This is a genomic window from Pseudomonas sp. SbOxS1, from assembly GCF_013416725.1.
Taxonomy (GTDB): domain Bacteria; phylum Pseudomonadota; class Gammaproteobacteria; order Pseudomonadales; family Pseudomonadaceae; genus Aquipseudomonas.
Genome location: NZ_JAAVXC010000029.1, coordinates 43,244 through 69,663, shown reverse-complemented (window position 1 = coordinate 69,663; position 26,420 = coordinate 43,244). Strand labels below are relative to the sequence as shown.

Annotated in this window: 21 protein-coding genes and 1 pseudogene; 13 read left to right on the top strand and 9 right to left on the bottom strand. The window is 61.2% G+C overall.

Translation table 11 applies throughout. The annotated features are described in order from the left end of the window. Nucleotides 1-101 precede the first annotated feature (101 nt). The 11 genes from HFK74_RS22915 to HFK74_RS22865 all read left to right on the top strand — a co-directional run bounded on the left by HFK74_RS22915 (nt 102) and on the right by HFK74_RS22865 (nt 14,732). Nucleotides 102-1,172, top strand: a complete 1,071-nt coding sequence (locus HFK74_RS22915) for a 3-deoxy-7-phosphoheptulonate synthase (protein ID WP_180205466.1) — start codon at nt 102-104, stop codon at nt 1,170-1,172. 373 nt (nt 1,173-1,545) lie between these two features. Then, a complete protein-coding gene (locus tag HFK74_RS22910; RefSeq protein ID WP_180205465.1) occupies nt 1,546-2,427 on the top strand; it encodes a triacylglycerol lipase in 882 nt (293 codons plus the stop codon). Between the two features lie 106 nt (nt 2,428-2,533). Next, nucleotides 2,534-2,815, top strand: a complete 282-nt coding sequence (locus tag HFK74_RS22905; protein WP_007984657.1) for a peptidylprolyl isomerase — start codon at nt 2,534-2,536, stop codon at nt 2,813-2,815. Nucleotides 2,816-2,949: 134 nt separating this feature from the next. After that, entirely contained in the window at nt 2,950-4,818 is a 1,869-nt protein-coding gene (locus HFK74_RS22900; RefSeq protein ID WP_180205464.1) for an extracellular solute-binding protein, read from the top strand. Continuing rightward, nucleotides 4,818-5,876 (top strand): microcin C ABC transporter permease YejB, encoded by a 1,059-nt coding sequence (locus HFK74_RS22895; RefSeq protein ID WP_180205463.1) that lies wholly within the window; start codon nt 4,818-4,820, stop codon nt 5,874-5,876. Before HFK74_RS22900 ends, HFK74_RS22895 begins: the two co-directional genes overlap by 1 nt. After that, nucleotides 5,876-6,898 (top strand): ABC transporter permease, encoded by a 1,023-nt coding sequence (locus HFK74_RS22890; RefSeq protein WP_180205462.1) that lies wholly within the window; start codon nt 5,876-5,878, stop codon nt 6,896-6,898. Before HFK74_RS22895 ends, HFK74_RS22890 begins: the two co-directional genes overlap by 1 nt. A gap of 14 nt (nt 6,899-6,912) precedes the next feature. Continuing rightward, nucleotides 6,913-8,490, top strand: coding sequence for an ABC transporter ATP-binding protein (locus tag HFK74_RS22885; protein ID WP_180205461.1), 1,578 nt, complete (start codon nt 6,913-6,915; stop codon nt 8,488-8,490). 228 nt (nt 8,491-8,718) lie between these two features. After that, nucleotides 8,719-10,134, top strand: a complete 1,416-nt coding sequence (locus HFK74_RS22880; protein WP_180205460.1) for a sigma-54-dependent Fis family transcriptional regulator — start codon at nt 8,719-8,721, stop codon at nt 10,132-10,134. Between the two features lie 288 nt (nt 10,135-10,422). Next, nucleotides 10,423-11,814: a GntP family permease gene (locus HFK74_RS22875; protein ID WP_180205459.1), complete on the top strand. Its 1,392-nt coding sequence runs from the start codon at nt 10,423-10,425 to the stop codon at nt 11,812-11,814. A 7-nt stretch (nt 11,815-11,821) separates the two neighbouring features. Beyond that, entirely contained in the window at nt 11,822-12,595 is a 774-nt protein-coding gene (hbdH, locus tag HFK74_RS22870; protein WP_180205458.1) for a 3-hydroxybutyrate dehydrogenase, read from the top strand. 181 nt (nt 12,596-12,776) lie between these two features. After that, nucleotides 12,777-14,732 (top strand): acetoacetate--CoA ligase, encoded by a 1,956-nt coding sequence (locus HFK74_RS22865; protein WP_180205457.1) that lies wholly within the window; start codon nt 12,777-12,779, stop codon nt 14,730-14,732. Nucleotides 14,733-14,840: 108 nt separating this feature from the next. Here the strand turns inward: HFK74_RS22865 and HFK74_RS22860 are convergent, their stop codons facing one another. After that, entirely contained in the window at nt 14,841-15,950 is a 1,110-nt protein-coding gene (locus HFK74_RS22860) for a PilT/PilU family type 4a pilus ATPase (RefSeq protein WP_180205456.1), read from the bottom strand. Between the two features lie 120 nt (nt 15,951-16,070). Between HFK74_RS22860 and HFK74_RS22855 the strand changes: the two genes are divergently transcribed. Further along, nucleotides 16,071-18,608: a PAS domain-containing sensor histidine kinase gene (locus tag HFK74_RS22855; protein ID WP_180205455.1), complete on the top strand. Its 2,538-nt coding sequence runs from the start codon at nt 16,071-16,073 to the stop codon at nt 18,606-18,608. A 55-nt stretch (nt 18,609-18,663) separates the two neighbouring features. Continuing rightward, nucleotides 18,664-18,939, top strand: a complete 276-nt coding sequence (locus tag HFK74_RS22850) for a peptidylprolyl isomerase (RefSeq protein ID WP_007933743.1) — start codon at nt 18,664-18,666, stop codon at nt 18,937-18,939. A 93-nt stretch (nt 18,940-19,032) separates the two neighbouring features. Here HFK74_RS22850 and HFK74_RS22845 read toward each other — a convergent pair whose 3' ends face one another. The 8 genes and pseudogenes from HFK74_RS22845 to HFK74_RS22810 form a co-directional block, all read right to left on the bottom strand. Then, nucleotides 19,033-19,950, bottom strand: coding sequence for a sugar kinase (locus HFK74_RS22845; RefSeq protein WP_180205454.1), 918 nt, complete (start codon nt 19,948-19,950; stop codon nt 19,033-19,035). A 132-nt stretch (nt 19,951-20,082) separates the two neighbouring features. After that, nucleotides 20,083-21,300, bottom strand: a complete 1,218-nt coding sequence (locus tag HFK74_RS22840) for an amino acid deaminase (RefSeq protein ID WP_180205453.1) — start codon at nt 21,298-21,300, stop codon at nt 20,083-20,085. 39 nt (nt 21,301-21,339) lie between these two features. Further along, nucleotides 21,340-22,104, bottom strand: coding sequence for an IclR family transcriptional regulator (locus HFK74_RS22835; protein WP_008063610.1), 765 nt, complete (start codon nt 22,102-22,104; stop codon nt 21,340-21,342). Between the two features lie 75 nt (nt 22,105-22,179). Next, nucleotides 22,180-22,569 (bottom strand): RidA family protein, encoded by a 390-nt coding sequence (locus tag HFK74_RS22830; protein WP_180205452.1) that lies wholly within the window; start codon nt 22,567-22,569, stop codon nt 22,180-22,182. A gap of 319 nt (nt 22,570-22,888) precedes the next feature. Further along, nucleotides 22,889-23,169, bottom strand: a pseudogene (locus HFK74_RS22825) (type II toxin-antitoxin system RelE/ParE family toxin). Then, nucleotides 23,159-23,407 carry a type II toxin-antitoxin system Phd/YefM family antitoxin gene (locus HFK74_RS22820; protein ID WP_180205451.1) on the bottom strand — a complete coding sequence of 83 codons (249 nt, stop codon included), beginning with the start codon at nt 23,405-23,407 and terminating at the stop codon, nt 23,159-23,161. Before HFK74_RS22820 ends, HFK74_RS22825 begins: the two are co-directional and overlap by 11 nt. Before the next feature lie 261 nt (nt 23,408-23,668). Continuing rightward, a complete protein-coding gene (locus tag HFK74_RS22815) occupies nt 23,669-25,228 on the bottom strand; it encodes a TerC family protein (RefSeq protein ID WP_180205450.1) in 1,560 nt (519 codons plus the stop codon). 288 nt (nt 25,229-25,516) lie between these two features. Then, on the bottom strand, nt 25,517-26,386 hold the full coding sequence (locus HFK74_RS22810; RefSeq protein WP_180205449.1) for a LysR family transcriptional regulator: 870 nt from the start codon (nt 26,384-26,386) through the stop codon (nt 25,517-25,519). Between the last annotated feature and the right edge of the window lie 34 nt (nt 26,387-26,420).

Below are 26,420 nucleotides of genomic sequence, written 5' to 3'. Positions count from 1 at the left end.
TGGTGGCAAGCACACACACGCAGCCAATCCGGCCAATTGTCGAACACCCCAGTAGGGCCGAGCGCGCGGGAACGACCCGCCGCCGCCCAGGAAGCCTGAACATGAACTCGTCCGTCTCTGCTCTGCCACTGTCGACCCTCAACCCTGCCAACGAAGCGCTGACCCTGCGCCTGCCAAGTTCGTTGCAACTCAAACAGCAATTGCCACTGAGCAATGCCCTGGTCCGCCAAGTCGCGGCTCACCGCCAGGCAGTTCGCGCAATCCTCGACGGGGAAGACTCCCGCCTGCTGGTCATCGTCGGTCCCTGCTCGATCCATGACCCGAAATCAGCCCTCGAATACGCCGACAATCTGGCCCGTTTGACCGCCGACGTCAGCGACCAGATGCTCCTGGTGATGCGCGCCTACGTCGAAAAACCTCGCACCACGGTGGGCTGGAAAGGCCTGGCCTACGATCCGCACCTCGATGGCAGCGATGACATGGCCGGCGGCCTGACCCTGTCCCGGGAACTGATGCGTGAAATGCTCATGCTCGGCTTGCCGGTGGCGACTGAACTGCTGCAACCCATGGCCGCCGGCTACTTCGATGACCTGCTGAGCTGGGTGGCCATTGGCGCCCGCACCACCGAATCGCAGATCCATCGGGAGATGGCCAGCGGCCTGGGCATGCCAGTCGGCTTCAAGAACGGCACCGATGGCGGAGTCGGCGTGGCCTGTGACGCCATGCGCTCGGCCGCCCATCCGCATCGCCATTTCGGTGTCGACAGCCAGGGCCATCCCGCGATCATCCAGACCCCGGGCAACGCCGACACTCATTTAGTGCTGCGCGGCGGCCATCACGGCCCGAACTACGATCGCGCCAGCGTTGCCCGCGTGCACGCCGACCTGACCCGCCTGAAGATCCCGACCCGGATCATGGTCGACTGCAGCCACGCCAACAGCAGTAAAGATCCGCTGCGCCAGCCTGCTGTGTTCAATGACGTTTTGGAGCAACGCCTGCAGGGTGATCGCTCGCTGATCGGCATGATGATCGAAAGTCATTTGTTCGAGGGTTGCCAGCCGCTGGGCTCGTCGCTTGAGTACGGCGTTTCGGTCACCGACGGTTGCCTGGGGTGGAGCGCGACAGAACAGCTGTTGCGCCAGGCGGCGGATCGGCTGCGGACACAGGAATGACGCCTGCAGGAGCGAGCATGCTCCGGGAGCCTGACACCCCGCGGGGCTCTTGGGCTTGGTGATCGTTCCCACGCTCTGCGTGGGAATGCATCCTGTGACGCTCCGCGTCACCATTGCGCATGGCTCACGTCATGCGTCGTCAGCGGAACGCGGAGCGTCCCTGGCGGCATTCCCACGCAGAGCGTGGGAACGATCACGCACCACAAAAGCCTTGCACAGTTCAAGACCAAGGCCACGCCAACCTCCGAGCATTCGTACCGCGCCTATGCCTTTTTCTCCAAGCCACCGCGGCCATTTCATGCATCGCGCCAGCATTGGAGTCTTTAAAGTGAAGTCGAAATCACTTTCTTGAACCCTGGAAAAAGGAATGAACATGCAACGGAATGCAAAGACTCATTATCCCATCCTCCTGGTGCACGGGCTTTTCGGCTTCGAGCGGATCGCCAGTGTGCAACTCTTCCACGACGTCAAGCAGGCCCTGCGGGGGGCCGGGGCAAGCGTGTTCATCCCGCATCTATCCGCCACCCACAGCAACGAAGTCCGCGGCGAACAGCTCCTGGCGCAGATCCAGCGGGTACTGCAGGGGACCGGTGCCCACAAGGTCAATCTGATCGGCCACAGCCAGGGCGCGTTGGCCGCACGGTATGCCGCCGCGACAGCGCCAGGCAAGGTGGCCTCGGTGACATCCGTCAGCGGACCGAACCACGGGTCGGAACTGGCCGACTTGCTACGCAAGGCACTGACGCCCGGCGACCTTCCGGAAACGCTGGCCGAAACCATCGCCACCTTGTTCGCCGACCTCCTGTCGTTGCTCAGCGGCAAGCGTCGGATACCGCAAAATGCTATCGCCGCGCTGAACGCCCTGACCACGCAAGGCGTGGGCGCATTCAACCAGAAGTACCCGCAAGGCCTGCCGCCGAGCTGGGGTGACAAGGGCAACGAACAGGTCAATGGCGTCCGCTACTATTCCTGGAGTGGCATCCTGCAGGGAAAACGGCGAGATGCGGAACTGGACGCACTCGATCCCTCACACGACCTGCTGCGGGCGCTGTCACGTTATTTCACCACCGAGCCCTTGCAGAACGATGGCATGGTCGGGCGCTACAGCTCGCATCTGGGCACCATCATCCGCTCCGACTATCCGCTGGATCATCTGGGCACCCTTCGCCAGGTCGGTGGTCAAAGTGAAAGGCGCATCGACCCGATCGATCTTTACGTGCAGCACGCCGAGCGCCTGGAAAATGCCGGTCTTTAACCCAAACCTGCCGTCCAGAGCGCTGGCAACGGAACTTTGAGGAGAAATACCCCACTTAATCCGGTAGGCTCAGCACTTTACCGTACATTGAATGGAGAGTTTACCCATGGCCAAAGCCACTGCCCGTCACATCCTTGTTGCCAGCGAAGCCAAGTGCAATGAACTGAAAGCCCAGATCGAGGCGGGTGCAGACTTCGCCGAAGTCGCCAAAGCCAACTCCACCTGCCCTTCCAGCCGCCAGGGCGGTGACCTGGGCTCGTTCGGCCCGGGCCAGATGGTCAAGGAGTTCGACACCGTGGTCTTCAGCGCGCCGATCAACGTGGTACAAGGTCCGGTCAAGACCCAGTTCGGCTATCACCTGCTGGAAGTGACCAGCCGCCAGGACTGATAAACGCCTGGATTTGCTGTGCAACGGCCCGCCCTCTGGTGGGCCGTCGTGTTTCAGATACGTAATTCGGCTGGCGAGGGACGCGCCGCTAGCGTACAAATTGTGCTTAACGACCCCCGGCTCTAAGGCTGACAATGCGACTGGCTTTCCCGACTTTGTTGTTCACTGCCGTGGCCCTGCTCTTGGGCGCCGTTGGTGTGAATGCCGCACCGCAACATGCGTTGACCGTATACGGCGAGCCCGCCAAGTACCCTGCCGGCTTCAGTCATTTTGCCTACACCAACCCACTGGCGCCCAAGGGCGGGACAATGCGCCGTTCGGCGATCGAGATCGGGCATTTCGATCACGTCCTGCCTTATATAGACAAGGGCATCGGCGTGACGCAGATCGATGGCATGCTCTACTCTCCCCTCGCGCAGCGCTCGCTGGACGAGCCTTACACGGTGTACGGCCTGGTGGCGCAGCAAATGGAGCGCTCCGACGACGGCCTGTCCCTGCGTTTCTACCTCAACCCGAAGGCACAATTCGCCGATGGCACGCCGATCACAGCCCAGGACGTGCGCTACACCTTCGATCTGTTGATGACCCAGGGCAGCCTGCGCTATCGCACGCAGTTCGCCGACGTCAAGGGCGTGGAAGTCGAGTCTCCACTGACCGTGCGCTTCGACTTCAAGAACAACGAAAACCGCACCCTGCCGCTGGATATCGCAACCTTGCCGGTGTTTCCCGAACACTGGTGGAAGACCCGCGACTTTGCCGATGGCGGCGGTTACGAGCCGCCCCTGGGCAGCGGCCCGTACAAGGTCGGCAAGGTCGATTCGGGACGCAGCATCACTTTCGAGCGCAACCCCGACTGGTGGGGCAAGGACCTCCCGGTCAGCCGCGGGCTGTACAACTTCGATCATTTCAGCATCGAGTACTTCGGCGATACCGATGTCGCGCGCCAGGTGCTGCGCGGCGGCGCCTATGACTACAACCGCGAGTTTTCCGCCACTGGCTACTCCATCGGCTACGACAGCCCGGCCCTGAGCGACGGTCGCCTGCAAAAGGCCCACCTGGCCACCGAAGCGCCACAATCGGCCCAGGGTTTCGTGTTCAACCTGCAAAAACCGATGTTCCAGGACCGCCGGGTGCGCCAGGCGCTGGCGATGCTTTGGGATTTCGAGTGGAGCAACCGGCAGATGATGCGCAACCTGTACATCCGCCAGCAGAGCTACTTTTCCAATACCGACCTGGCGGCCCGGCAGTTGCCCGATGCCGCCGAGCTGGCGATTCTGGAACCCTTGCGGGGACAGATCCCCGATGAAGTCTTCAGCCAGGTGTTCGAACCACCGAAAACCGATGGCAGCGGCTTGATTCGCGACAAGCAGCTGCAAGCCCTGGACCTGCTCGAACAGGCCGGGTGGAAACCCCAGGGCGATCAACTGGTGAATGCCGACGGCGAGCCACTGAGTTTCACCTTCCTGGTCAGCCAGAACGGCATGGACCGCTTGCTCCTGCCCTACAAGCGCACCCTGAAACAGATCGGCATCGACCTGAACATCCGCCGCATCGATTCGTCCCAATACATCAATCGCCTGATGAGCCGCGACTACGACATGATTGTCACTGGCTACCCGGTCACCACCTCGCCCGGGGGCGAACTGATCAACTACTTCGGCTCGGTGTCGGCCCTGGATCCCGGCGCCAACAACTACATGGTGTTGCAGAACCCGGCGGTGGACACCCTGATCAACGGCCTGATCCGCGCCAACACCCAGGCCGACATGTTGCACTATGCCCATGCGCTCGACCGGGTGCTGCAATGGAACTATTACTGGATTCCCAACTATTACCCGCCAGGCACCTCTACCGTGTGGTGGAATCGCTTCGGCATACCGAACGTGCAGGCGAGCAATGACGAAGCCATCGAGAGCTGGTGGGAAATGAGCACCTCGCCGCTGACCAACCAGCAAATGACCGCCGAGCGCATCCGTCGTGGCAGACCCGGAGGACCGCATTGATGTGGGCTTATATCGTACGGCGCCTGCTTCTGATCATCCCGACGCTGGTGATCATTCTCCTGGTCAACTTCGTCATCGTCCAGGCTGCACCGGGTGGCCCGGTGGAACAGGCCATCGCGCACCTGCAGGGCATCGGTGGGGCCAGTATCGGTGGCGGCTCGAGCGAGACCATGGGCCATTCCCGGGCCAGCCGCGGTCTCGATCCGAAGTTGATCAAGGACATCGAAAAGCAATACGGCTTCGACAAACCGGCACCGCAACGCCTGTGGTTGATGCTCACCAGTTACGCACGCCTGGACTTCGGCAAAAGCTTCTTTCGCGGCGCCACCGTCACTGACCTGATCCTGGAAAAGATGCCGGTCACCATTTCCCTCGGGCTCTGGGCGACCCTGATCACCTACCTGGTGTCGATTCCCCTGGGGATTCGCAAGGCCGTGCACCACGGCAGTCATTTCGATGTCTGGAGCAGCACAGCGATCATCATCGGCTATGCCATGCCGGCTTTCCTGTTCGCCATGTTCCTGATCGTGGTGTTCGCCGGCGGCACCTCACTGAACTGGTTCCCGGTACGCGGGCTGGTCTCGGACAATTTCGAGTCGCTGTCGACCCTGGGCAAGGTCGCCGATTACTTCTGGCACCTGGTACTGCCGGTGACCGCGCTGGTGATTGGCGGTTTCGCCACCCTGACCATCCTGACCAAGAACTCGTTCCTCAACGAAATCACCCGCCAGTACGTGGTCACCGCCCGCGCCAAAGGCCTGAGTGAACGCCGGGTGCTGTACGGCCACGTGTTCCGCAACGCCATGTTGCTGGTGGTGTCGGGAATTCCCCAGGCCTTCATCAGCGTGTTTTTTGCCGGTTCCCTGCTGATCGAAGTGATTTTCTCCCTCGATGGCCTGGGTCGCATGAGCTACGAAGCGGCCGTGTCACGGGACTACCCGGTGGTGTTCGGTTCGCTGTTCATTTTCACGCTGTTCGGCCTGCTGATAAAACTCGTCGGCGACCTGTGCTACACCCTGGTCGATCCGCGCATCGACTTCGCTGCGAGGAACGCCTGATGTTGAAGCTTTCGCCATTAGGCCGACGCCGCTTCGAGCGCTTCAAGAAAAACCGCCGCGGCTGGTGGTCGCTGTGGCTGTTCGTCGGGTTGTTCCTGCTGACCCTGGGGGGCGAGCTGATCGCCAATGATAAACCGCTGGTGGTCAGCTACCAGGGTTCGTTGTACTTCCCGGCGTTCAAGCGCTACACCGAGCAGGAATTCGGTGGGCAATTGCCATTCCAGGCCGATTACCGCAGCGATTATGTGCAGAACCTGATCAAGAAGGACGGTGGCTGGCTGCTGTTCCCGCCGATCCCCTTCAGCGACGACACACCCAACTATGACCTGAACAAACCTGCGCCGAGCCCACCTTCGGAGGTGAACTGGCTGGGCACCGACGACCAGGCACGGGACGTGTTGGCGCGGGTGATATTCGGCGCGCGGGTATCGATCCTGTTTGCCTTGATGCTGACCTTCGTCAGTGCGCTGATCGGCATCGCCGCAGGTGCCCTGCAGGGCTATTACGGCGGCTGGGTCGACTTGCTCGGCCAGCGGCTGCTGGAGGTCTGGTCCGGGCTGCCGGTGCTGTACCTGCTGATCATCCTCTCGGGGTTCGTCGAGCCGAATTTCTGGTGGTTGCTGGGGATCATGGCGCTGTTTTCCTGGCTGGCCCTGGTGGACGTGGTGCGCGCCGAATTCCTGCGCGGGCGCAACCTGGAATACGTCAAGGCGGCCCGCGCCCTGGGCCTCACCGACCGCAAGGTGATCGTGCGACATATCCTGCCCAACGCCATGAACGCGACCTTGAGCTACCTGCCGTTCATTCTTACCGGGGCCATCTCGACCCTCACCGCGCTGGACTTCCTCGGTTTCGGCATGCCGGCCGGCAGTGCCTCGCTGGGTGAATTAATCGGCCAGGGCAAGCAAAACCTGCAGGCGCCGTGGCTGGGCCTGACGGCGTTTTTCACCCTGGCGTTGATTCTTTCTCTACTGGTGTTCATCGGCGAAGCCTTGCGCGACGCCTTTGACCCCCGTTCGTGAAGCGGACTGTTGATATGACCAACCTGATCGAAATCCGTGACCTCAGCGTCGCCTTCAACGGCCAGACCGTGGTGCGCGACCTGTGCCTGGACATCCGCCCCGGTGAATGCCTGGCGTTGGTGGGCGAGTCGGGCTCGGGCAAGTCGGTGACGGCGCACTCGATCCTGCAATTGCTGCCCGAATGCGACACCGAAACGAGCGGCAGCATCCGTTATCGCGGCCAGGAACTGGTGGGCGCCGATGCGCGCAAATTGCGTGAACTGCGGGGCAATCGCATCGCGATGATCTTCCAGGAGCCGATGACCTCCCTGAACCCGCTGCACAGTATCGAAAAGCAGATCGGCGAAACCTTGCTGGTGCACAAGGGCCTGGCCGGCAAAGTGGCGCAAGCGCGGATTCTCGAATTACTGCATCTGGTGGGCATCCAGAACCCCCAGGAACGGCTCAAGTCGTACCCCCATCAGCTATCGGGTGGCCAGCGCCAACGGGTGATGATCGCCATGGCCCTGGCCTGCGAGCCGGAATTGTTGATCGCCGATGAACCGACCACCGCGCTGGACGTGACAGTGCAGCGCAAGATCCTGCTGCTGCTCAAGTCGCTGCAACAGCGACTGGGCATGTCGCTGCTGCTGATCAGTCACGATCTCAATCTGGTGCGCAGCATTGCCCAGCGCGTGTGCGTGATGAAAGCCGGGGAAATCGTCGAGCAAGCCACCTGCGAGACGATGTTCACCGCACCGAAACACCCTTACAGCTGCGTGCTGCTCAACGCCGAGCCCGAAGGCGAAGCCCTGCCCCGGGACGAACGGGAAAAAGTCCTGGAAGTGCACGACCTGCGAGTGCAATTTGCCGTCGGTGGCGGACTGTTCCAACGCAAGACTTACCTCAAGGCCGTGGACGGCATCAGCCTGAGCATCCAGCGCGGCAAGACCCTGGGCATCGTCGGCGAGTCGGGTTCCGGCAAGTCCACGCTCGGCCAGGCGATCCTGCGTCTGCTGGACTCCGAGGGCGCCATTCGCTTCCAAGGCCAGGCGCTCGATGGCCTGACGCAGAAGCAGTTGCGGCCGTGGCGCAAGAAAATGCAGGTGGTGTTCCAGGACCCGTTCGGCAGTCTCAGCCCGCGCATGTCCGTGGCGCAGATCATCAGTGAAGGCCTGGAGGTGCATAGTCAGCTGAACGCCGAGCAATGCAACGCCGAGGTGATCCGGGCGCTGCAGGAAGTCGGGCTCGACCCGCAAAGCCGGCATCGCTACCCCCACGAGTTCTCCGGTGGCCAGCGCCAACGCATCGCCATCGCCCGCGCGCTGGTACTCAAGCCTGCGCTGATCCTGCTGGACGAACCCACCTCGGCGCTGGATCGCACCGTGCAAAAGCAGGTGGTCGCCCTGCTGCGCCAGCTTCAGGAAAAGCACGGGCTGACCTATCTGTTCATCAGCCATGACCTGGCGGTGGTGCGCGCCCTGGCCCATGACATGATCGTGATCAAGGACGGCAAGGTGGTCGAAAGCGGCGCCAGCCACGACGTGTTCGATTCGCCGCAGCATCCTTACACCAAAGAGCTGTTGGCGGCGGCGCATGTGGGGCAGGCATAATCCAGTCAGACCGCGTCGCTTTCTGTAGGAGCGAGGCTTGCCCGCGAACCAGGCACCGCGGTGTATCTGTTGCACCGCGTTATTGTTCTTCGCTTGTAGGAGCCAGGCTTGCCGGCGAACCAAACGCTGCGGTGTATCTGTTGCACCGCGTTATCGTTCTTCGCCGGCAAGCCTGGCTCCTACAGTGAGGAGGCCAGCCCAGGCAACACATAATCAGGATCAGCCCCCATGAACACCACCGAAAGCCTCAAGGACTACCAGCGCGTGCGCCTGCTGGCGATCCGCTCGCTGTTCGAGATCATCGAGCAGTCCAGTGAAGGCACGGTGATCGTCGACCGCGACGCCAACATCGTCTGGATGAACGAGCGATATGCCAAGCGCTTCGGCCTTCCCTCGGCCGAAGGCGCGATTGGCAAGGCCTGCGAAAGCGTCATCCCCGGCAGCCTGTTGCGCGAGGTGGTGCGCACCGGCCGGCCGATCCTGCTCGACATGCAGGACACCCCCAAGGAACCGCTGGTGGTCATGCGCCTGCCGATTCACGACGATTCCGGCGAGGTGATCGGTGCCATTGGCTTTGCCTTGTTCGACGAGTTGCGCAGCTTGTCGCCGATGCTCAAGCGCTACATGAGCATGCAGCAAGAGCTGGCTTCCACGCGCTCGCTGCTGCGCTCGCGGCAGACTCGCTACAACTTCGCCCACTTCATCGGCACCAGCGCTGCCAGCCTGGAAGTCAAGCGCCGGGCCCGGCGCAGCGCCAGCACCGACTCGCCGGTGTTGCTGCTCGGTGAAACCGGCACCGGCAAGGAATTGCTGGCACAGGCGATCCACAGTGCTTCGCCGCGAGCACATAAGGCGTTTGTCAGCATCAACAGTGCGGCCATCCCCGAAGCACTGCTGGAAGCCGAATTCTTCGGCACCGCTCCTGGCGCCTATACCGGCGCCGACCGCAAAGGCCGCGCCGGCAAACTGCAGATCGCCCAGGGCGGTACGCTGTTCCTCGATGAAATCGGCGACATGCCGTTGCCCCTGCAAAGCAAATTGCTGCGTGTGCTGCAGGAAAAGGAATTCGAACCAGTGGGCTCCAACGAGGTGATCCAGAGCGATGTGCGGGTGGTCGCTGCAACCTCGACCGACCTGGAGGCGGCAATCAAGCGTGGCGAGTTTCGCGCCGATTTGTACTACCGCCTCAACGTCCTGCCTATCCAGGTACCACCGCTGCGCGAGCGTCTCGACGACCTGCCCGCCCTCACTGAAGCGATCCTTGAAGAACTGCGCAGCCAGCACGAACTGAACAGCGAAGCGCTGGCGCTCCTGGGTCAACACGCCTGGCCGGGGAACATTCGGGAACTGCGCAACGTGCTGGAGCGGGCGGCGTTGCTCAGTGATGACCTGCGGCTGACGGTGGCGGACATCCGTGCGGCGATCGGGACTTTTACGCCGATAGAGCGCGTAGCGCCGTTGCCTGTCGAAGTCGTGGAGCATGAGACGTTCAGTGCGGCGCGTGAGCGCTTTGACCGGCAGTTGATTGAAGCGGCCCTGGCGCAATGCGGGGGCAAGGTGATTGAAGCGGCGGCGCGGTTGGGGCTGGGGCGGTCGACCTTGTACAAGAAGATGGTGGCGTTGGGGATTGCAGAGTCTCAATAACGAGACATGCATCTCTATTGGTAGACAGGGCCTCTTCGCGGGCAAGCCCGCTCCTACAGGGACCGCATTTTTCCGACCTTTCGATAATCCTGTAGGAGCGGGCTTGCCCGCGAAGAGGCCAGTCCGGTCAAAGAAAGTCTCCAGATTGAGACAGCACGATAATTTTCGATCCACTTTCAAAAAATATATCCATATATTTCAATTGCTTACGCATCTGGCACGAAACTCGCTAACGCCGTCTCCTACAACGTTTCACCCACACAAAAATAACAATCCAGGAGACACACCATGAGTGTGATCATTGCCTTGGCAGCCCTCGCGCTGCTGATGCTGGCTGCTTACCGTGGCTACAGCGTTATCCTTTTTGCCCCGATTGCCGCCCTCGGCGCCGTCCTGTTCACCGATCCTTCCGCCGTCGCCCCCGCCTTCACCGGGGTGTTCATGGAAAAGATGGTCGGTTTCATCAAACTGTATTTCCCTGTCTTCCTGCTGGGCGCGGTGTTCGGCAAGCTCATCGAGTTGTCCGGTTTCTCGCGCTCCATCGTCGCGGCAGCCATTCGCGTGCTCGGCACCCGCCAGGCGATGCTGGTGATCGTGCTGGTCTGCGCCCTGCTGACGTACGGCGGCGTCTCGCTGTTCGTGGTGGTGTTCGCGGTTTACCCGTTTGCCGCGGAAATGTTCCGCCAGAGCAACATTCCCAAGCGCCTGATCCCGGCGACCATCGCCCTCGGCGCCTTTTCGTTCACCATGGACGCCCTCCCCGGCACCCCGCAGATCCAGAACATCATCCCCAGCACCTTCTTCAACACCACCGCCTGGGCGGCGCCATGGCTGGGTTTGATCGGCTCGATCTTCGTGGTCTGCGCCGGCATGCTGTTTCTGCAGCGCCAGCGTAACAAGGCTCAGCTTAGCGGCGAAGGCTATGGCACCGAACTGCGCAACGAGCCGGAAACCGCTGCCGACATCAAACTCCCCAATCCGTGGATCGCCCTGTCGCCGCTGCTGGCCGTGGGCATCATGAACCTGTTGTTTACCCAGTGGATTCCACAGTGGTACGGCAAGACCCACAGTCTCGCGCTGCCGGGCATGGCCGCGCCGGTGACCACCGAAATCGCCAAGCTCACGGCGATCTGGGCCGTTCAGGCTGCATTGCTGGTCGGCATCATCATGGTGCTGGTGTTCGGCTTCCAGGCAATTCGCGGCAAGTTGGCCGAAGGCAGCAGAAGTGCGGTCAGCGGTTCATTGTTGGCAGCGATGAACACAGCGTCGGAATACGGTTTCGGTGCGGTGATCGCCTCCCTGCCGGGCTTCCTGGTGCTGGCCGACTGGCTCAAAAGCATCCCTAACCCGCTGGTCAACGAAGCGATCACCGTGACCCTGCTGGCGGGCATCACAGGTTCCGCGTCCGGCGGCATGAGCATTGCGCTGGCGGCCATGGCCAATGACTTCATCGCAGCGGCCCACGCCGCCAACATCCCTCTGGAAGTCCTGCACCGGGTAGCGGCGATGGCCAGTGGCGGCATGGACACCCTGCCGCACAACGGCGCGGTGATTACCTTGCTGGCGGTGACCGGCCTGACCCACCGCGAGGCCTACAAAGACATTTTCTGTATTACGCTGATCAAGACCCTGGCGGTTTTCGTAGTGATCGGCACTTTCTACGCCACTGGCATTGTGTGAGGTATTGATGACGACTCTTTCGGGCAAGACCGCACTGGTTACCGGTTCCACCAGCGGCATTGGCTTGGGCATAGCCCTGAGCCTGGCCAAGGCTGGCGCCAACCTGATTCTCAACGGATTCGGCGATGCATCCAAAGTGATTGCCGAGGTGGAGCAGTTCGGTGGCAAGGTTGGGCATCATCCCGCCGACGTCAGCGACCCGGCGCAGATCGCCGACATGATCGCCTACGCCGAACGTGAATTCGGCGGCGTCGACATTCTGGTCAACAACGCCGGCATCCAGCATGTGGCCCCCGTGGACGAGTTCCCGGTGGAACGCTGGGACTCGATCATCGCCATCAATTTGTCATCGGTGTTCCACAGCACCCGCCTTGCCCTGCCGGGCATGCGCGCCAAGGGCTGGGGCCGGGTGATCAACATCGCCTCGGTGCATGGCCTGGTAGGGTCGACGGGCAAAGCCGCTTATGTCGCCGCCAAGCACGGCGTGATAGGGCTGACCAAAGTCGTCGCCCTGGAAACGGCCACCAGCAACATCACCTGCAATGCCATATGCCCGGGCTGGGTGCTGACGCCGCTGGTGCAGAAGCAGATCGACGATCGCGCCGCCAAGGGCATCGACCCGCAGCAGGCGCAGCACGATTTGCTGGCTGAGAAACAGCCGTCGCTGGAGTTCGTGACACCGCCGCAGCTGGGTGAACTGGTGCTGTTTTTGTGCAGCGAGGCTGGTACCCAGGTGCGTGGTGCGGCGTGGAATATTGATGGTGGGTGGTTGGCGCAGTGAACAACCGCCAACCTGTTGTGGCGAGGGGATTTATCCCCGTCGGACTGCGCAGCAGTCCCATTTTTTGGGGCCGCTACGCGACCCAGCGGGGATAAATCCCCTCACCACATAATCCCCAGCCACAGATAAATCATCTCCTCACAAAAAGCCGACCGAATGCATTGATAAGAAGAGGCACATCATGTCCGAAGTACTGTGGCAACCCACCGCCGAACGCATCGGCAAGACCCGCATGGAAGCGTTTCGGCGCTTCATTATTCAACGGCACCACCTGCACATCGACGACTACCCTGCCCTGCACCAATGGTCGATCGATCAGCGCCCGGACTTCTGGCAGGCCATCGTCGACTTCTTCGACATCCGCTTCCATGAGCAACCCGACGCAGTGCTGCTGGAAGGCCCGCAGATGCCCAGCGCCCAGTGGTTCCCCGGCGCCACCCTGAACTTCGCCGAACACCTGCTCAGTCGTCGCGACGATGCCGTGGCAGTCGTGGCCGTGGCCGAAAACGGTCAGCGTGAACACCTGACCTGGGCCGAATTGGCGGAGCATGTCGCCGGCTTTCAGCACGGCTTGATCGCGGCCGGTGTCGGCCTTGGCGACCGGGTGGCGGCGTGCATGCCCAACACCTGGCAAACCCTGGTGGCCATGCTCGCCACTACCAGCCTCGGGGCCATCTGGTCCTGCTCGTCGCCAGACTTTGGCACCCAAGGCGTGATCGACCGCTTCGGCCAGATCGAACCGAAAGTGCTGGTCACCTGCGCCGGCTATCGTTACGCCGGCAAGGCGATCGACCAGAGCGCCAAGGTCAACGAAATCCTCGAACGCCTGCCGTCATTGCAGCAGCTGGTGATCGTGCCTTATGCACGGCCCGAAACACACATCGAAGATTTCCGTACCCAGGCCAACGTCACCCTCTGGGACGATTTCTATGAGCCTGGTGGCGACCCTGATTTCGTTCCGGTGCCTTTCGACCATCCGCTGTACATCCTCTATTCCAGCGGCACCACCGGCGTGCCCAAATGCATCATCCACAGCACCGGCGGCGTGTTGCTGCAACACGTCAAGGAACACGGCCTGCATTGCGATCTCGGCCCCGGCGATCGCCTTTTCTACTACACCACCTGCGGCTGGATGATGTGGAACTGGCTGGTCTCGGCCCTGGCGGTGGGCAGCGCCGTGGTGCTGTACGACGGCTCGCCGTTCCAGCCGGATGCCCAACGCTTGATCGACCTGATCGACGACGAGCGCATCACCGTGTTCGGCACCAGCCCCAAGTACCTCGCCACCCTGCAAAGCAGCGGCGTGAAGCCTGGGCATAGCCATGACCTGGGCAGCCTCAAGACCTTGCTTTGCACAGGCTCCGCGCTGTCGCCGCAGAGCTACGACTACGTCTATCGCGATTTCAAGGCCGACCTGTGCCTGGCCTCGATGTCGGGCGGCACCGACATCGTCTCGTGCTTTGTCAACGGCAACCCCTGGCAGCCGGTGCGCCGGGGCGAAATACAGGGCAAGAGCCTGGGCATGGCCGTGGAGGTGTGGAACGACGAGGGCCGGCCGGTCATTGGTGAAAAAGGCGAACTGGTGTGTACGCGGCACTTCCCGGCGATGCCGATCGGTCTGTGGAACGACCCCGATGGCGCAAAGCTCAAGGCCTCCTACTTCAGTCAATTTCCCGGTGTCTGGGCCCAGGGCGACTACGCCGAGCAACTGCCCCATGGCGCGATGATGATCCATGGGCGCTCCGACGCCGTGCTCAACCCCGGCGGCGTGCGCATCGGTACCGCGGAAATCTATCGGCAAGTGGAGAAAATCCCGCAGGTGCTCGACAGCGTGGCCATCGGCCAGCAATGGCAGGACGACGTACGGGTGGTGCTGTTCGTGCGCTTGCATGAGGGCGTGAAACTGGATGACGCGCTGCAGCAGCAGATCCGCCAGGTCATTCGCGCCAACACCACACCGCGTCATGTGCCGGCGAAGATTGTCGCGGTGACCGACATACCCCGGACCATCAGCGGCAAAATCGTCGAGCTGGCGGTGCGCAATGTGGTGCATGGGCAGAAGGTGAAAAACACCGACGCGTTGGCCAATCCCGAGGCGCTCGAACAATTCCGCGATCGCCCCGAACTTCAGGACTGACACCGCCCCATTGTAGGAGCTGGCTTGCCAGCGAAGGCGTCAATGAGATCTTTGCAAGTCTCAAGGGCCCCTTCGCTGGCAAGCCAGCTCCTACAGGGGGGGTATGGGTCAATCCATCAGGCCCCAGTCGCCTGCCGATGGCGCAGAGCCAGGCGTTGTGTTGGCATGCAACTTCAGTCGCAAGCGTAAATTGTTCACCGAATCTGCATGTTTCAACGCTTCATCCTCATCAATCGCCCCTTCCAGCACCAGCGCATGGAGCGCAGCATCAAACGTCTGCATCCCCAGCGTCGCCGACTTCTCCATCACCCCTTTGAGCTCGGAAAACTCATTACGCCGGATCAGGTCGCCAACGGTCGGTGTCCCCAGCATCACCTCCACCGCGACCCGTCGCTGGCCATCAACGCCACGTACCAGGCGCTGTGACACAAACGCCTTGAGGTTGTTACCCAAGTCATTGAGCAATTGCCCCCGGCGCTCTTCGGGAAAAAAATTGATGATGCGATCGAGCGCCTGGCTGGCGTTGTGGGCATGCAGCGTGGAGATCACCAAATGCCCGGAATCGGCAAACGCCAGGGCATGCTCCATTGTTTCGCGGTCGCGGATCTCGCCGATCAACACCACATCCGGCGCCTGGCGCAGGGCATTTTTCAACGCGGCATGAAAACTGCGGGTGTCGACACCGACTTCGCGCTGGTTGATGATCGATCGCTGGTGCCGGTGGATGTACTCGATCGGGTCTTCGATGGTGACGATGTGACCGCTGCCATGACGATTTCGGTAGTCGATCAACGCCGCCAGCGAGGTGGACTTGCCCGAGTCGGTCGCGCCGACGAACAGCATCAGCCCTCGCTTGAGCATCACCGTTTCAAGCAATACCGACGGCAGCTTGAGGTCTTCGAAGCGTGGAATGTCGAGCTTGACGTTGCGCACGACCATCGACACATCGTTACGCTGTTTGAAAATATTCACCCGAAAGCGTCCGATCCCGGCCGGAGAGATCGCAAGGTTCATTTCCAGGTCCCGATCGAACTCAAGGCGCTGTTCGGCGTCCATGATGGACGCCGCAATCGTCGCAACTTCTCCCGGCTTGAACGGTTGGTCCGCCAGGGCGGTGAGCACACCGTCGAATCGCGCACTGGGCGGCGCACCGGTGGACAGGTAGAGATCAGAGCCATCCTGGCTGGCCAGGCGGCTTAACAACGCGTCGATTTCCATGGCAAAAAGCACCTACGAAGCATTCAATGTTAAAAAATGACCTGAAGCAGGTCAACCAGCGTCTACTGCCCTGCAAGGATAGTTGACGCCGCCACACCGACTTTTGTGCAGGACTTCTTGATGAACGCATCACCCAACGGCAGCGATGCCCAGGCCTTGATTGCCAGACTCGACTGGGTAAACAGCCCCCTGGGCGCTGCTAGCACCTGGCCACAGAGCCTGCGCACCGCCGTGGACATCGTGATTCATTCGCCGATGCCGATGCTGCTGCTCTGGGGGCCGCAACTGACGCAGATCTACAACGATGGCTTCGCGCTGCTGGCCGGCAGCAAGCATCCGCACGCTTTCGGACAGCCAACCCACCTGATCTGGCCCGAATTAAAGGACTTTACCGACCCGATTTACAGCGCAGTCCTACAAGGCCAGGTGCGAACCTACAGCGAACAGCGCTTTACCCTGCAGCGCGATGGTATCGATTCCGACTTCTGGCTGGACCTGACCTACAGCCCCATCCGCGACGAAAACGCCCAGGTCGCCGGGATCCTGGTCACCGCCATCGAAACCAACGAACGCCGGCGCATCGCCCTCGAACTGGAACAGCGCTCCGCCGCGAGCCTCAAGGCCCAGCAAGACACCGAAGAACGCCTGCAACTGGCCCTCGCCGCCACTGACGCGGTCGGCACCTGGGACTGGGACATCAGTCAGGACCGCTTCATCGCCGACGCTCACTTCGCCCAATTGCACGGCATCGAGCCGGCCCTGTCCGGCCAGCTGCCGATCAGCGAATACCTGCACGGAGTCCACCCCGAGGACCGCGCACTGATCGCCCGCAGCATCAAGCATTGCATCACCCACGGCACCGAATACGCCGAGGAATACCGACTGCTGCAACCCGATGGCCAGTTGCGCTGGGTGTTCGCCCGCGGACGCTGCTACAAGGATCACCATGGGCGACCGATCCGTTTCCTCGGCGCAGCCCTCGACCTGACCGATCGCAAGAACACCGAGCAGGCCTTGCGCCAGAGCCAGACTGAGCTGCAGTTGATCATCAACGCCATGCCGATCCTGATCAGCTACGTCGACCGCGAGGAGCGCTTTCGGCTGAACAACGCCGCTTACCTGGACTGGTATGGCCTCACGCCCCAGGAACTCTACGGCCGAACCATTCGCGAAGTGCTGGGTGATGAGGCCTACGCCTTGCGCGCCGAGCACATCGTCCAGGCCCTGAGCGGCAAGCCCTGCTGTTTCAGCATCAGCACCCCGCACCGCGACGGCAGCATCCGCCAGGCGCTGATGAATTACCTGCCGCGTCACGGCGCGGATGGCGCGGTGAATGGTTTCTACATCTTCGTCATCGACGAAACCGAGCGCAAACAGACCGAAGAAGCCCTGCGCAACCTCAACGAAACCCTCGAAGAACGGGTGAGCGCCCGCACCCGACAATTGGCCGAGGCCAATGAAAAACTGCTCAGCGAGATGTTCGAACGCGAGCGCGCCGAAGAAGCCCTGCGGCATGCGCAGAAAATGGAAGCGCTCGGCCAGCTCACCGGCGGCATTGCCCATGACTTCAACAACATGCTCACCGGAATTATCGGCAGCCTGGACCTGATGCAACGCTACATCGCCGACGGCCGCGCCGCCGAAGTCAGCCGTTTCACCGAGGCCGCTGTGTCCTCGGCCAACCGCGCCGCTGCCCTCACCCATCGGCTGCTGGCATTCTCCAGGCGGCAGTCACTGGATCGCAAGACGCTGAACGCCAATGACCTGATCCACTCCCTGGAAGACTTGCTCAGCCGGACCAAGGGCGACCACATCGAACTCAAGCTGCAACTGGCCGAAGATGCCTGGCCGGTCAGCACCGACGTCAGCCAACTGGAAAACGCCCTGCTCAACCTGGTGATCAACGCCCGGGACGCCATGCCCGAGGGTGGCCAGTTGTGCATCGAAACCGCCAATGTCTACCTCGACGGCAGCGATATCACCACCCTGGAACCGGTCAAGGCCGGGGATTACCTGATGATCGCAGTCAGCGACAACGGCACCGGCATGACGCCCAAGGTATTGTCCAAGGCATTCGACCCGTTCTTCACCACCAAACCCATCGGCCAGGGCACCGGGCTGGGGTTGTCGATGATCTACGGTTTCGCCCAGCAGTCCGGTGGCCACGTGACCCTGTTCAGCCTGCCCGGCCAAGGCACCAGCGTGCGCCTGTACTTGCCGCGACTGCGGGGCATCGAGCCGCAGGATGTGCTGTCACCCGTGGTCAGCGAAGCACCGTCGGCGATTGCCGGCGAAACGGTGGTGCTGGTGGAAGACGATCCGGCGGTGCGCATGCTGGTGACCGACCTGCTCAAGGAGTTGGGTTATCACGCCTATGAAGCCGAAGACGCGAAGACGGCCCTGCCCTTGCTCGAGTCCGACTTGCGGGTCGATCTGCTGGTCACCGACGTCGGACTGCCCGGGATGAATGGACGCCAACTGGCGGAAATCGCGCGCCAGCATCGCCCGCAACTGAAAGTGCTGTTCATGACCGGTTACGCGCAAATGGCCGCCGAGCGCCAGGGCTTCCTCGAAGAAGGCATGGATATGGTGGCCAAACCGTTTTCCATCGATCTGCTGGCCAACAAGATTCGCACGATGATCGGTCAACCGCAGTGAGTTGGGGCATAATCGCGCCCCCTCGCTGCCACTACCGTAACAAGGTATCTGCCCCATGAAAGCTCAAGCCCGCCATATCCTGGTGAAAACCTCGGAAGAAGCCGAGCAACTCAAGCAACGCATCGCCAAGGGCGAAGCCTTCGATGTGCTGGCCAAGAAGTACTCCACCTGCCCGTCCGGCAAACGCGGCGGCGACCTGGGTGAAGTGCGGCCGGGCCAGATGGTCGGCGCGATCGATGCGGTGATCTTCAAGAAACCGCTGCGGGTGGTGCATGGGCCGATCAAGAGCAAGTTCGGGTATCACCTGGTGCAGGTGTTTTACCGGGATTGATAGTTGGCTTTAGGACCTCTTCGCTGGCAAGCCAGCTCCTACAGGTATTGCATCGACCTTGTAGGAGCTGGCTTGCCAGCGGCCATCCAACACTTACTTCGGAATCAGTGCCCCCGGCACCTGAATCACCCGGCTCGCCAGCCGATGCCCCGCCTCAGCCGCCTCGACCGGGCTTGCCCCCTTGAGCCGCGAGGCCAGGTACGCCGCACTGAACGAATCCCCCGCCGCCGTGGTATCCACCACCCGTTCGACCTCGAACGCCGGCACTTCGAATGACTCGCCGGCACAACGAATCAGACAGGCCTCGGCGCCGCGCTTGAGCACCACTTCAGGCGTGCCGATCTGCTCGTACGCTGCAAACACCGCCTCGCAATCGGCGAAATGGAACAACGCCTGCTCGTCATCGACGGTCAGCAGTGCCAGGTCGACATAGGGCAGGATTTTGCGGTAAGCCACCCGCGCGTCCTCCACCGAGGCCCACAACCGCGGCCGGTAGTTGTTGTCGAAGACGATCCGCGCATCGCGCTGGCGCGCTTCGACCAGGGTTTCCAATAACTTTTCCCGACCTTGTACGCCGAGTACCGCGAGGGTGATGCCGCTGAAATACAACACGTCGTAATCCGGCAGCGCGGCCAGGATCGGCGCGGCGGCCGGGGTGGTGAAGCAATCGCGTACCGCCGCTTCATTGCGCCAATAGAGAAAACGCCGCTCGCCGGCGGCGTCGGTCTGGATGCAATACAGCCCCGGCAAGCGCCCGGGCAAGCGCTGGACCTTGCTCAGGCCAATGTTTTCGGCGGCCCAGCCCTGGCACATGGCATCGCTGAAACTGTCATCGCCCAGGGCGGTGACGTAATCCACCGACCCCGCCGCGCCCAGCTCCCGGGACAGGTAGACCGCGGTGTTCAAGGTATCGCCGCCGAAACTCTGTTGCAGACTGCCGTCGGCGCGGTGTTGCAACTCGATCATGCATTCGCCGATCAGGGCGATGCGTGGGGTGTTGATGGTGTTCATGTTGTGGGGTCTCTGGTGTTTCTTTGTTGTCTGTCAGGGCCCCTTCGCGGGCAAGCCTCGCTCCTACAATGGAACGCATTCCCCTGTAGGAGCGTGGCTTGCCCGCGAAGGCCGCGCCGCGGTCTCAAACCTTTAGAAACAGGTCTCCATGGTCTCGACAACGTTCAATTGCTCATCCACCAAACAACCCACGCGCCACTTGTCGAACGTCAGGCACGGGTGCGAAGTGCCGAACGAAATGATGTCGCCCACCCGCAAATCAACTCCCGGCGCCACGGTCATGAAGGCATGCTGATCCATCACGGCGGTGACCTTGCAGGCGCTCACATCATCGCCCTTGGCCGGCACTACACCGGCCCGATAACGCAGCAACGGCACCGGCAAGCCGGCGTCATAAGCCACGTCGCGCTTGCCCAGGGCAATCACCGCAAAGCCCGGCTCCGGCAACGACTGCACGTGTGCCCAGACTTCCAGCGCCGGGCGCAGGCCTTCCTGCAGATCGCTGCGACGGTCGAGCACGCAGCATTGCGCTTCCTTATAGATGCCATGGTCGTGGGCCACATAGCTGCCCGGACGCAACACACTGAGGAAGCGCCCGCATGCGTTCTGCGCCTCGAACTCCTCGGCGATCAAGTCATACCAGGCCGAACCTGAAGCGGTGATGATCGGCTTGGCAATCGCGAAGGCGCCGCTGTCCTGCAACTGCACGGCCAGACGCACCAGGGAGCCGGCGAAAGCGCGAATGCCACTCACCGCGTGGTCACCGTGGATCACCCCTTCATACCCTTCGATCCCGGTCAGCGCCAAGGCCGGTTGTGCGGCGATGGCCTTGGCCAGGTCCAGCACTTGCTGTTCGCTGCGGCAACCGCAACGACCGCCAACCACGCCGTACTCGATCATCACGTTCAGGCGCACACCCCGCGAAGCGAAATAGGCGCCGAGGTCGGCGACGTTGTCCGGGTGATCGACCATGCAATGGAAGTCGAAGCCCGGATCAGCCAGGAGATCGGCAATCAACGCCATGTTCGGGGTGCCGACCAGTTGGTTGGCCATCAGCACCCGATGCACGCCGTGGGCATAGGCCGCACGGGTTTGCGTGGCGCTGGCCAGGGTGATGCCCCAGGCGCCGGCGTCCAGCTGCCGGCGGAACAGCGCCGGGGTCATGCTGGTCTTGCCGTGGGGCGCAAGCTGCGCGCCGCTGTTGCTGACAAAGTCCTGCATCCAGCTGATGTTGTGTTCCAGCGCTTCGCGATGCAGTACCAACGCGGGCAGGCTGACGTCGCGCACCAGGTGGGCGCCCGTGTGGGCAAAGCCCTTTTCCACGGCGGCAATATTCTTGGCAGAAGACATGGTCGAACTCCTCACATTCGCGGCTGCGGGCAGCCGCTGTCATTCGTTGATGCGACGGGCCAGGCTGTTGGCGCTATCGATCAGCACGCGGCGGTAATCGCTGTAATGGGTCTTGGCATCGGCCCGTGGGGCGACGATGCACAGGGTGGCAATGGCCACGCCATCGGGGCCTTTGACCGGGGCGGCGAAGCAATGGGTAAAGGTGTCGGCCACGCTGTCGAAGGAAAAAAAGCCATCGATGCCGGCCTGACGGATTTCCTTGAGAAACTGTTCCAGCGGCAAACGTTCGCCGTTGGGCAGGATGAAATCGTCATGGTCGATCAGGTCGACGATTTCCTCGTCACTCAGGTGCGCCAGCAACAGGCGCCCGGACGCTGTCCAGGGGATGGGCGCGTTCTCGCCGATGTCCGAAGAAATACGGAAATGCCGTTCACCCTCTTTCATCAGCGCCACGGTGTATTTGCGTCCGTTGAGCAGGCACATCTGCGCCGTTTCGTGGGTCTGGCTGACGATTTCCTGCAGGGCTCGATCGGCTTCGCGGGTCAGGTCGAAATGGCGCAGGTGCGCCTGGCCGAGGAAATACAGCTGGCGGCCGAGATAGACATGACCGTCCTTGCCCACCGGCTCCAGGATCCGCCGTTCCAGCAGCGAGGCCACCAGCTCGTATACCGTGGATTTCGGACTGCCGATGCCGTTGGCGATGTCGTTCGGACGCAGGGGCTGGCCGATTTCCTTGAGAAAATCGAGGATATCGAACGCCCGGTCCAGACCGCGTGCCCGGCGCTTGATGGTGTCTTCGCTCATGTCAGTGGTTCCCATTCAAATTCGCCCTGTAGGAGCTGGCTTGCCAGCGAAGGCGTCCGCAAGCTATCGCAAATCTCAGACCTTTTTCTTGTACGCAATGCAATCGATCTCGACCTTGCAGTCGACCATCATGTTCGCCTGCACACAGGCCCGGGCCGGTGCGTGTTCAGGCTTGAAGTACTCGGAGAAGACCTTGTTGAAACTGGTGAAATCCCGCGGATCTTCCAGCCACACCCCAACACGCACCACATCTTCCAGGCCATAACCGGCTTCTTGAAGAATAGCGATCAGGTTCTTCATGGTCTGGTGGGTCTGCTCGACGATGCCGCCAACAATGATCTCGCCCTCCACCGCCGGCACCTGCCCGGAAACGTGCAGCCAGCCATCGGCTTCCACGGCGCGGGCGAAAGGGCGTGGCTGGCCGCCAGCGGCGGTGCTGCCGGTGCCGTAACGAGTAATGCTCATGGGTGTTTCTCCTGATTGAAAATCGAAGGATCAGATTTATGAAATCGATCTTCTGCGAAACTTCGAAGGCCCAGTTAATTCCGCTATACCGGAACAGAGTATGTACTAGCGGAATGGACGACAGAAAGTGTGCCACAGGTCGTGAACGGAATGTAGGGGGAGATTGAAAAGTGTTTTTGAATCTGATGGATGAAAACACCAGAAGGGCTTTGCGAAGGAGATGGTTCGGAAAGCACTACGGTTGGTTACGGAGGGCGAGGATCAGATTTGCAACAAGAGCACGCGTGGTTTCGAAATGAGCACGTCCCGTAACGATGGCTTAGCGGGCGCCAGCGTCTCTATACACGTCACCCCGCTCTCTTTTTCCGACTGCTATGACAGTCACTACCAGCGCTTCATCCACGACCCGATAAACCAACCGATATCCGGCACTACGCAGCTTGATCTTGTAGGCGTTTCCAAGCCCGCTTAGCCGGTCCGCCGGTACGTGTGGATTATTCAGTCGCTCCTGAAGCTTCTTTTTGAACTGTTCTCTCAGATTTGCTCCGAGCTTCCCCATTCCTTCCAGGCCTTTTCAGAAAACTCCAACTCATAGGTCATCAATCGAAACCTTTATGGTGGGATCATTTTCTCGTTCTTTACAAAGGGCAACCAATTCCAGATCTTCCAGCCGGCTCATCATCGCCTCATATTCTTTGGCTGGGACGCAATAAAACGCGGGCTCATTGCGATTGAGGATAGCGACGGACAAACCTCCACCGGCAGCGACTGTACCCATCGGGTTTTTTTTGAGTTCAGAGATACTCGCTACGACATGCGAAAGCACGATATGCGGCATGAAATTGTTCCTTAGAGTGCTTTTAGTAGTGCTAAAAATAGCACTACGAAGCACATCTGACTTCACTACTTTCGACATAGGACCCCGTGACCATGATTTGCTGAGAACGTGCAAAAGTTAGCACTTTGCACGCTTCCCAGTTTCCGTGATTCCTATCAGGTGGGTCCTGAAGTTGGGTAAGGGGGGTGCCTGAGTTTCTGTAGGAAAATCCTATGTCCGGCAGCGTGACGGCCACATATTCTCAAAGAGCCTAAGAATGAATCACCCGCCCATCCGCGCCAAAAACACCCGCGTCACCCGCCGTTCTTCAACCGACATGACGGTCAATCGCCAGCCTTCCCACTCGTGGCTGTCACCGATCATCGGCAGTCGATCCAGCAGGCTCACCACCAGGCCGGCCAGGGTTTGGTAGTCGTCGGTCGGCTCTGCCGCGAATCCGGTGCGTTGACGCACCCGCATCAGGTTCAATGCACCGCTGACCACGAAACCGCCCTTCTCCTCGACCACGTCCGGGCCCTGGATTTCGCTGGCGTCGGGCAGTTCACCGGCAATCGACTCGAGGATGTCGGTCATGGTCAGCACGCCCACGAAGTCACCGAATTCGTTGACCACAAACGCGATGTGGGTCGAGGCCTTGCGCATCTGCTCCAGGGCATTGAGGACCGAATAGCTGTCCAGCAGGTTGATGGCCTGGCGCGCCAGGTGTGCAAGATCAGGCTGGTTGCCAGCCAGGAATTCCTTCAACAGTTCCTTCTTGTGCACGAAGCCCAGCGGTTCATCCACCGCGCCGTCGCGAATCAGCGGTAGACGCGAGTAGGACGAATGCATCAAACGCGTGCGAATGGTCTGCGGGTCGTCGGCCAGGTCAATGTGGTCGACGTCGGCACGCACGGTCATCAAGCTACGGATCGGCCGCTCGGCCAGTTGCAATACGCCGCTGATCATCACCCGTTCACGCCGGTCAAACAGCTCTTCGCTCTGCGCTTCGCCGTCATCCAGCATGTCGGCGATTTCTTCACCGACTTCTTCCACCGCCAGTTTGCGCCCGCCGAGCATGCGCATCACCGCGTGCGCGGTGCGTTCACGCATCGGTCGCAGGCCCTGCATCGAACGTTTGCGCCGGGCCCGGGCGATCTGGTTGAACACCTCGATCAGGATCGAGAAGCCGATGGCCGCATACAAGTAACCCTTTGGAATATGGAAGCCCAGGCCTTCGGCGGTCAGGGCAAAACCGATCATCATCAAAAAGCCCAGGCACAGCATGATCACCGTGGGGTGCGCGTTGACAAAGCGGGTCAACGGCTTGCTGGCAACGATCATCAGGCCGATGGAAATGATCACGGCGATCATCATCACCGACAATTCGTCGACCATGCCCACCGCGGTAATCACCGCATCGAGGGAGAATACCGCGTCGAGCACCACGATTTGCGCCACGATAGGCCAGAACAACGCGTAAGCCGTATTGGGCGTGCGCTCGCCGACATGGCCTTCAAGCCGTTCGTGCAGCTCCATGGTGGCCTTGAACAACAGGAACACACCGCCAAACAGCATGATCAGGTCACGACCCGAGAAGCTCTTGTCGAACACTTCAAACAGCGGCTGGGTCAGGGTTACCAGCCAGGAAATACTCGCCAGCAGGCCCAGGCGCATCAACAATGCCAAGGACAGGCCGATGATGCGCGCGCGGTCGCGCTGTTCGGGCGGCAATTTGTCCGCGAGGATCGCGATGAACACCAGGTTATCGATGCCCAGCACCAACTCCAGCACAATCAGTGTCAACAAGCCCAGCCACGCGGTGGGGTCAGCTAACCATTCCATGTAAATGTCTCGATCTCTTCAGTGAATTCAGGATGCCGGGCACGGCAAGGCACGGCTTTGATGCCGGGAAACTGCAATGACAGGGAGATCGGGACGCCAGAAGACCGGGTGTTTCGCGTGCATCAAGGCCGCGCGTTGGCGCGAGGGGAAAGGATAACTGGGGGGCTCCGTAAGGGCGTTCATGCAAGTCCTGGAAAGGAAAAAGGACTTGAATCGTACAGGCGATAGCGACAACTCCTACAGCTTGAAATCATTTCAAGATCTGTAGAAGAGCGAAAAATTCGCCACCTACGCCGATCTCCTGATCCATTCGACATACCTGAGCACCGCCGGAGATTTCTCGAACCGCCGATGAATCAACGCCAGCCACGACGTCGCGTGACAGTCCTTGATCGGGCGATACACCACATTCGGCAAACTGACATGGCCCACCACCGACTCCGGGACAACCGCGACGCCCTGGCCAAGGGAGACCAAAGCAATCACCGCCACCAACCCACCCGGCTGCGCGCCCAGCCTGGGTACGAAATCGCCTTGGCTGGCAACGTGCAAGGTGCCAATAACCTGTTCGGGGAGAATGAAGTTTTCATTGTGCAAATGCGCGCACGTGATGACCGGCAAGCGGTGGAGCCATGAGTCGATCGGCAATGCCAACACAAAGCCTTCATCACTCAGGCGCACACCCTCGACGCCCTCGGGCAAGGCCAATGGGCAGCGGATGTAACCCAGGTCGAAGCGCCCTTCGAGGATCATGTTCGGCAGGCTGGCCATGGGGCTTTCCCGCACATTGAGGCTGACATCCGGGTATTGGCCGGCAAAACCCTGCACCTGCTTTTGCAGCAGCCCCGCATACACCGCCGACGCCACATAACCCAGTTCGATGTGGCCGATATCGCCCCGACCGGCACGCTGGGCATTGCGCTGCGCCGACTCGAATTGCCGCACCGTGGCCTCGGCCTCTATCACCAGTGCCGCGCCCGCCTCGGTCAGGCTGACATCCCGGACCTGGCGCAGGAACAGGCGCGCGCCCAGTTCCGCTTCCATGTCCTGGATTTGCCGGGTCAGGGTCGGCGGTGCGATGCCCAGTTGCTCGGCGGCGCGGGTGAAGTTGCGGTGCCGGGCGACCGCAAGGAAGTAACGAAAGTGGCGGATATCCATCGGTGCATTAGCTCAAAGGTAATGAAGTGATGGT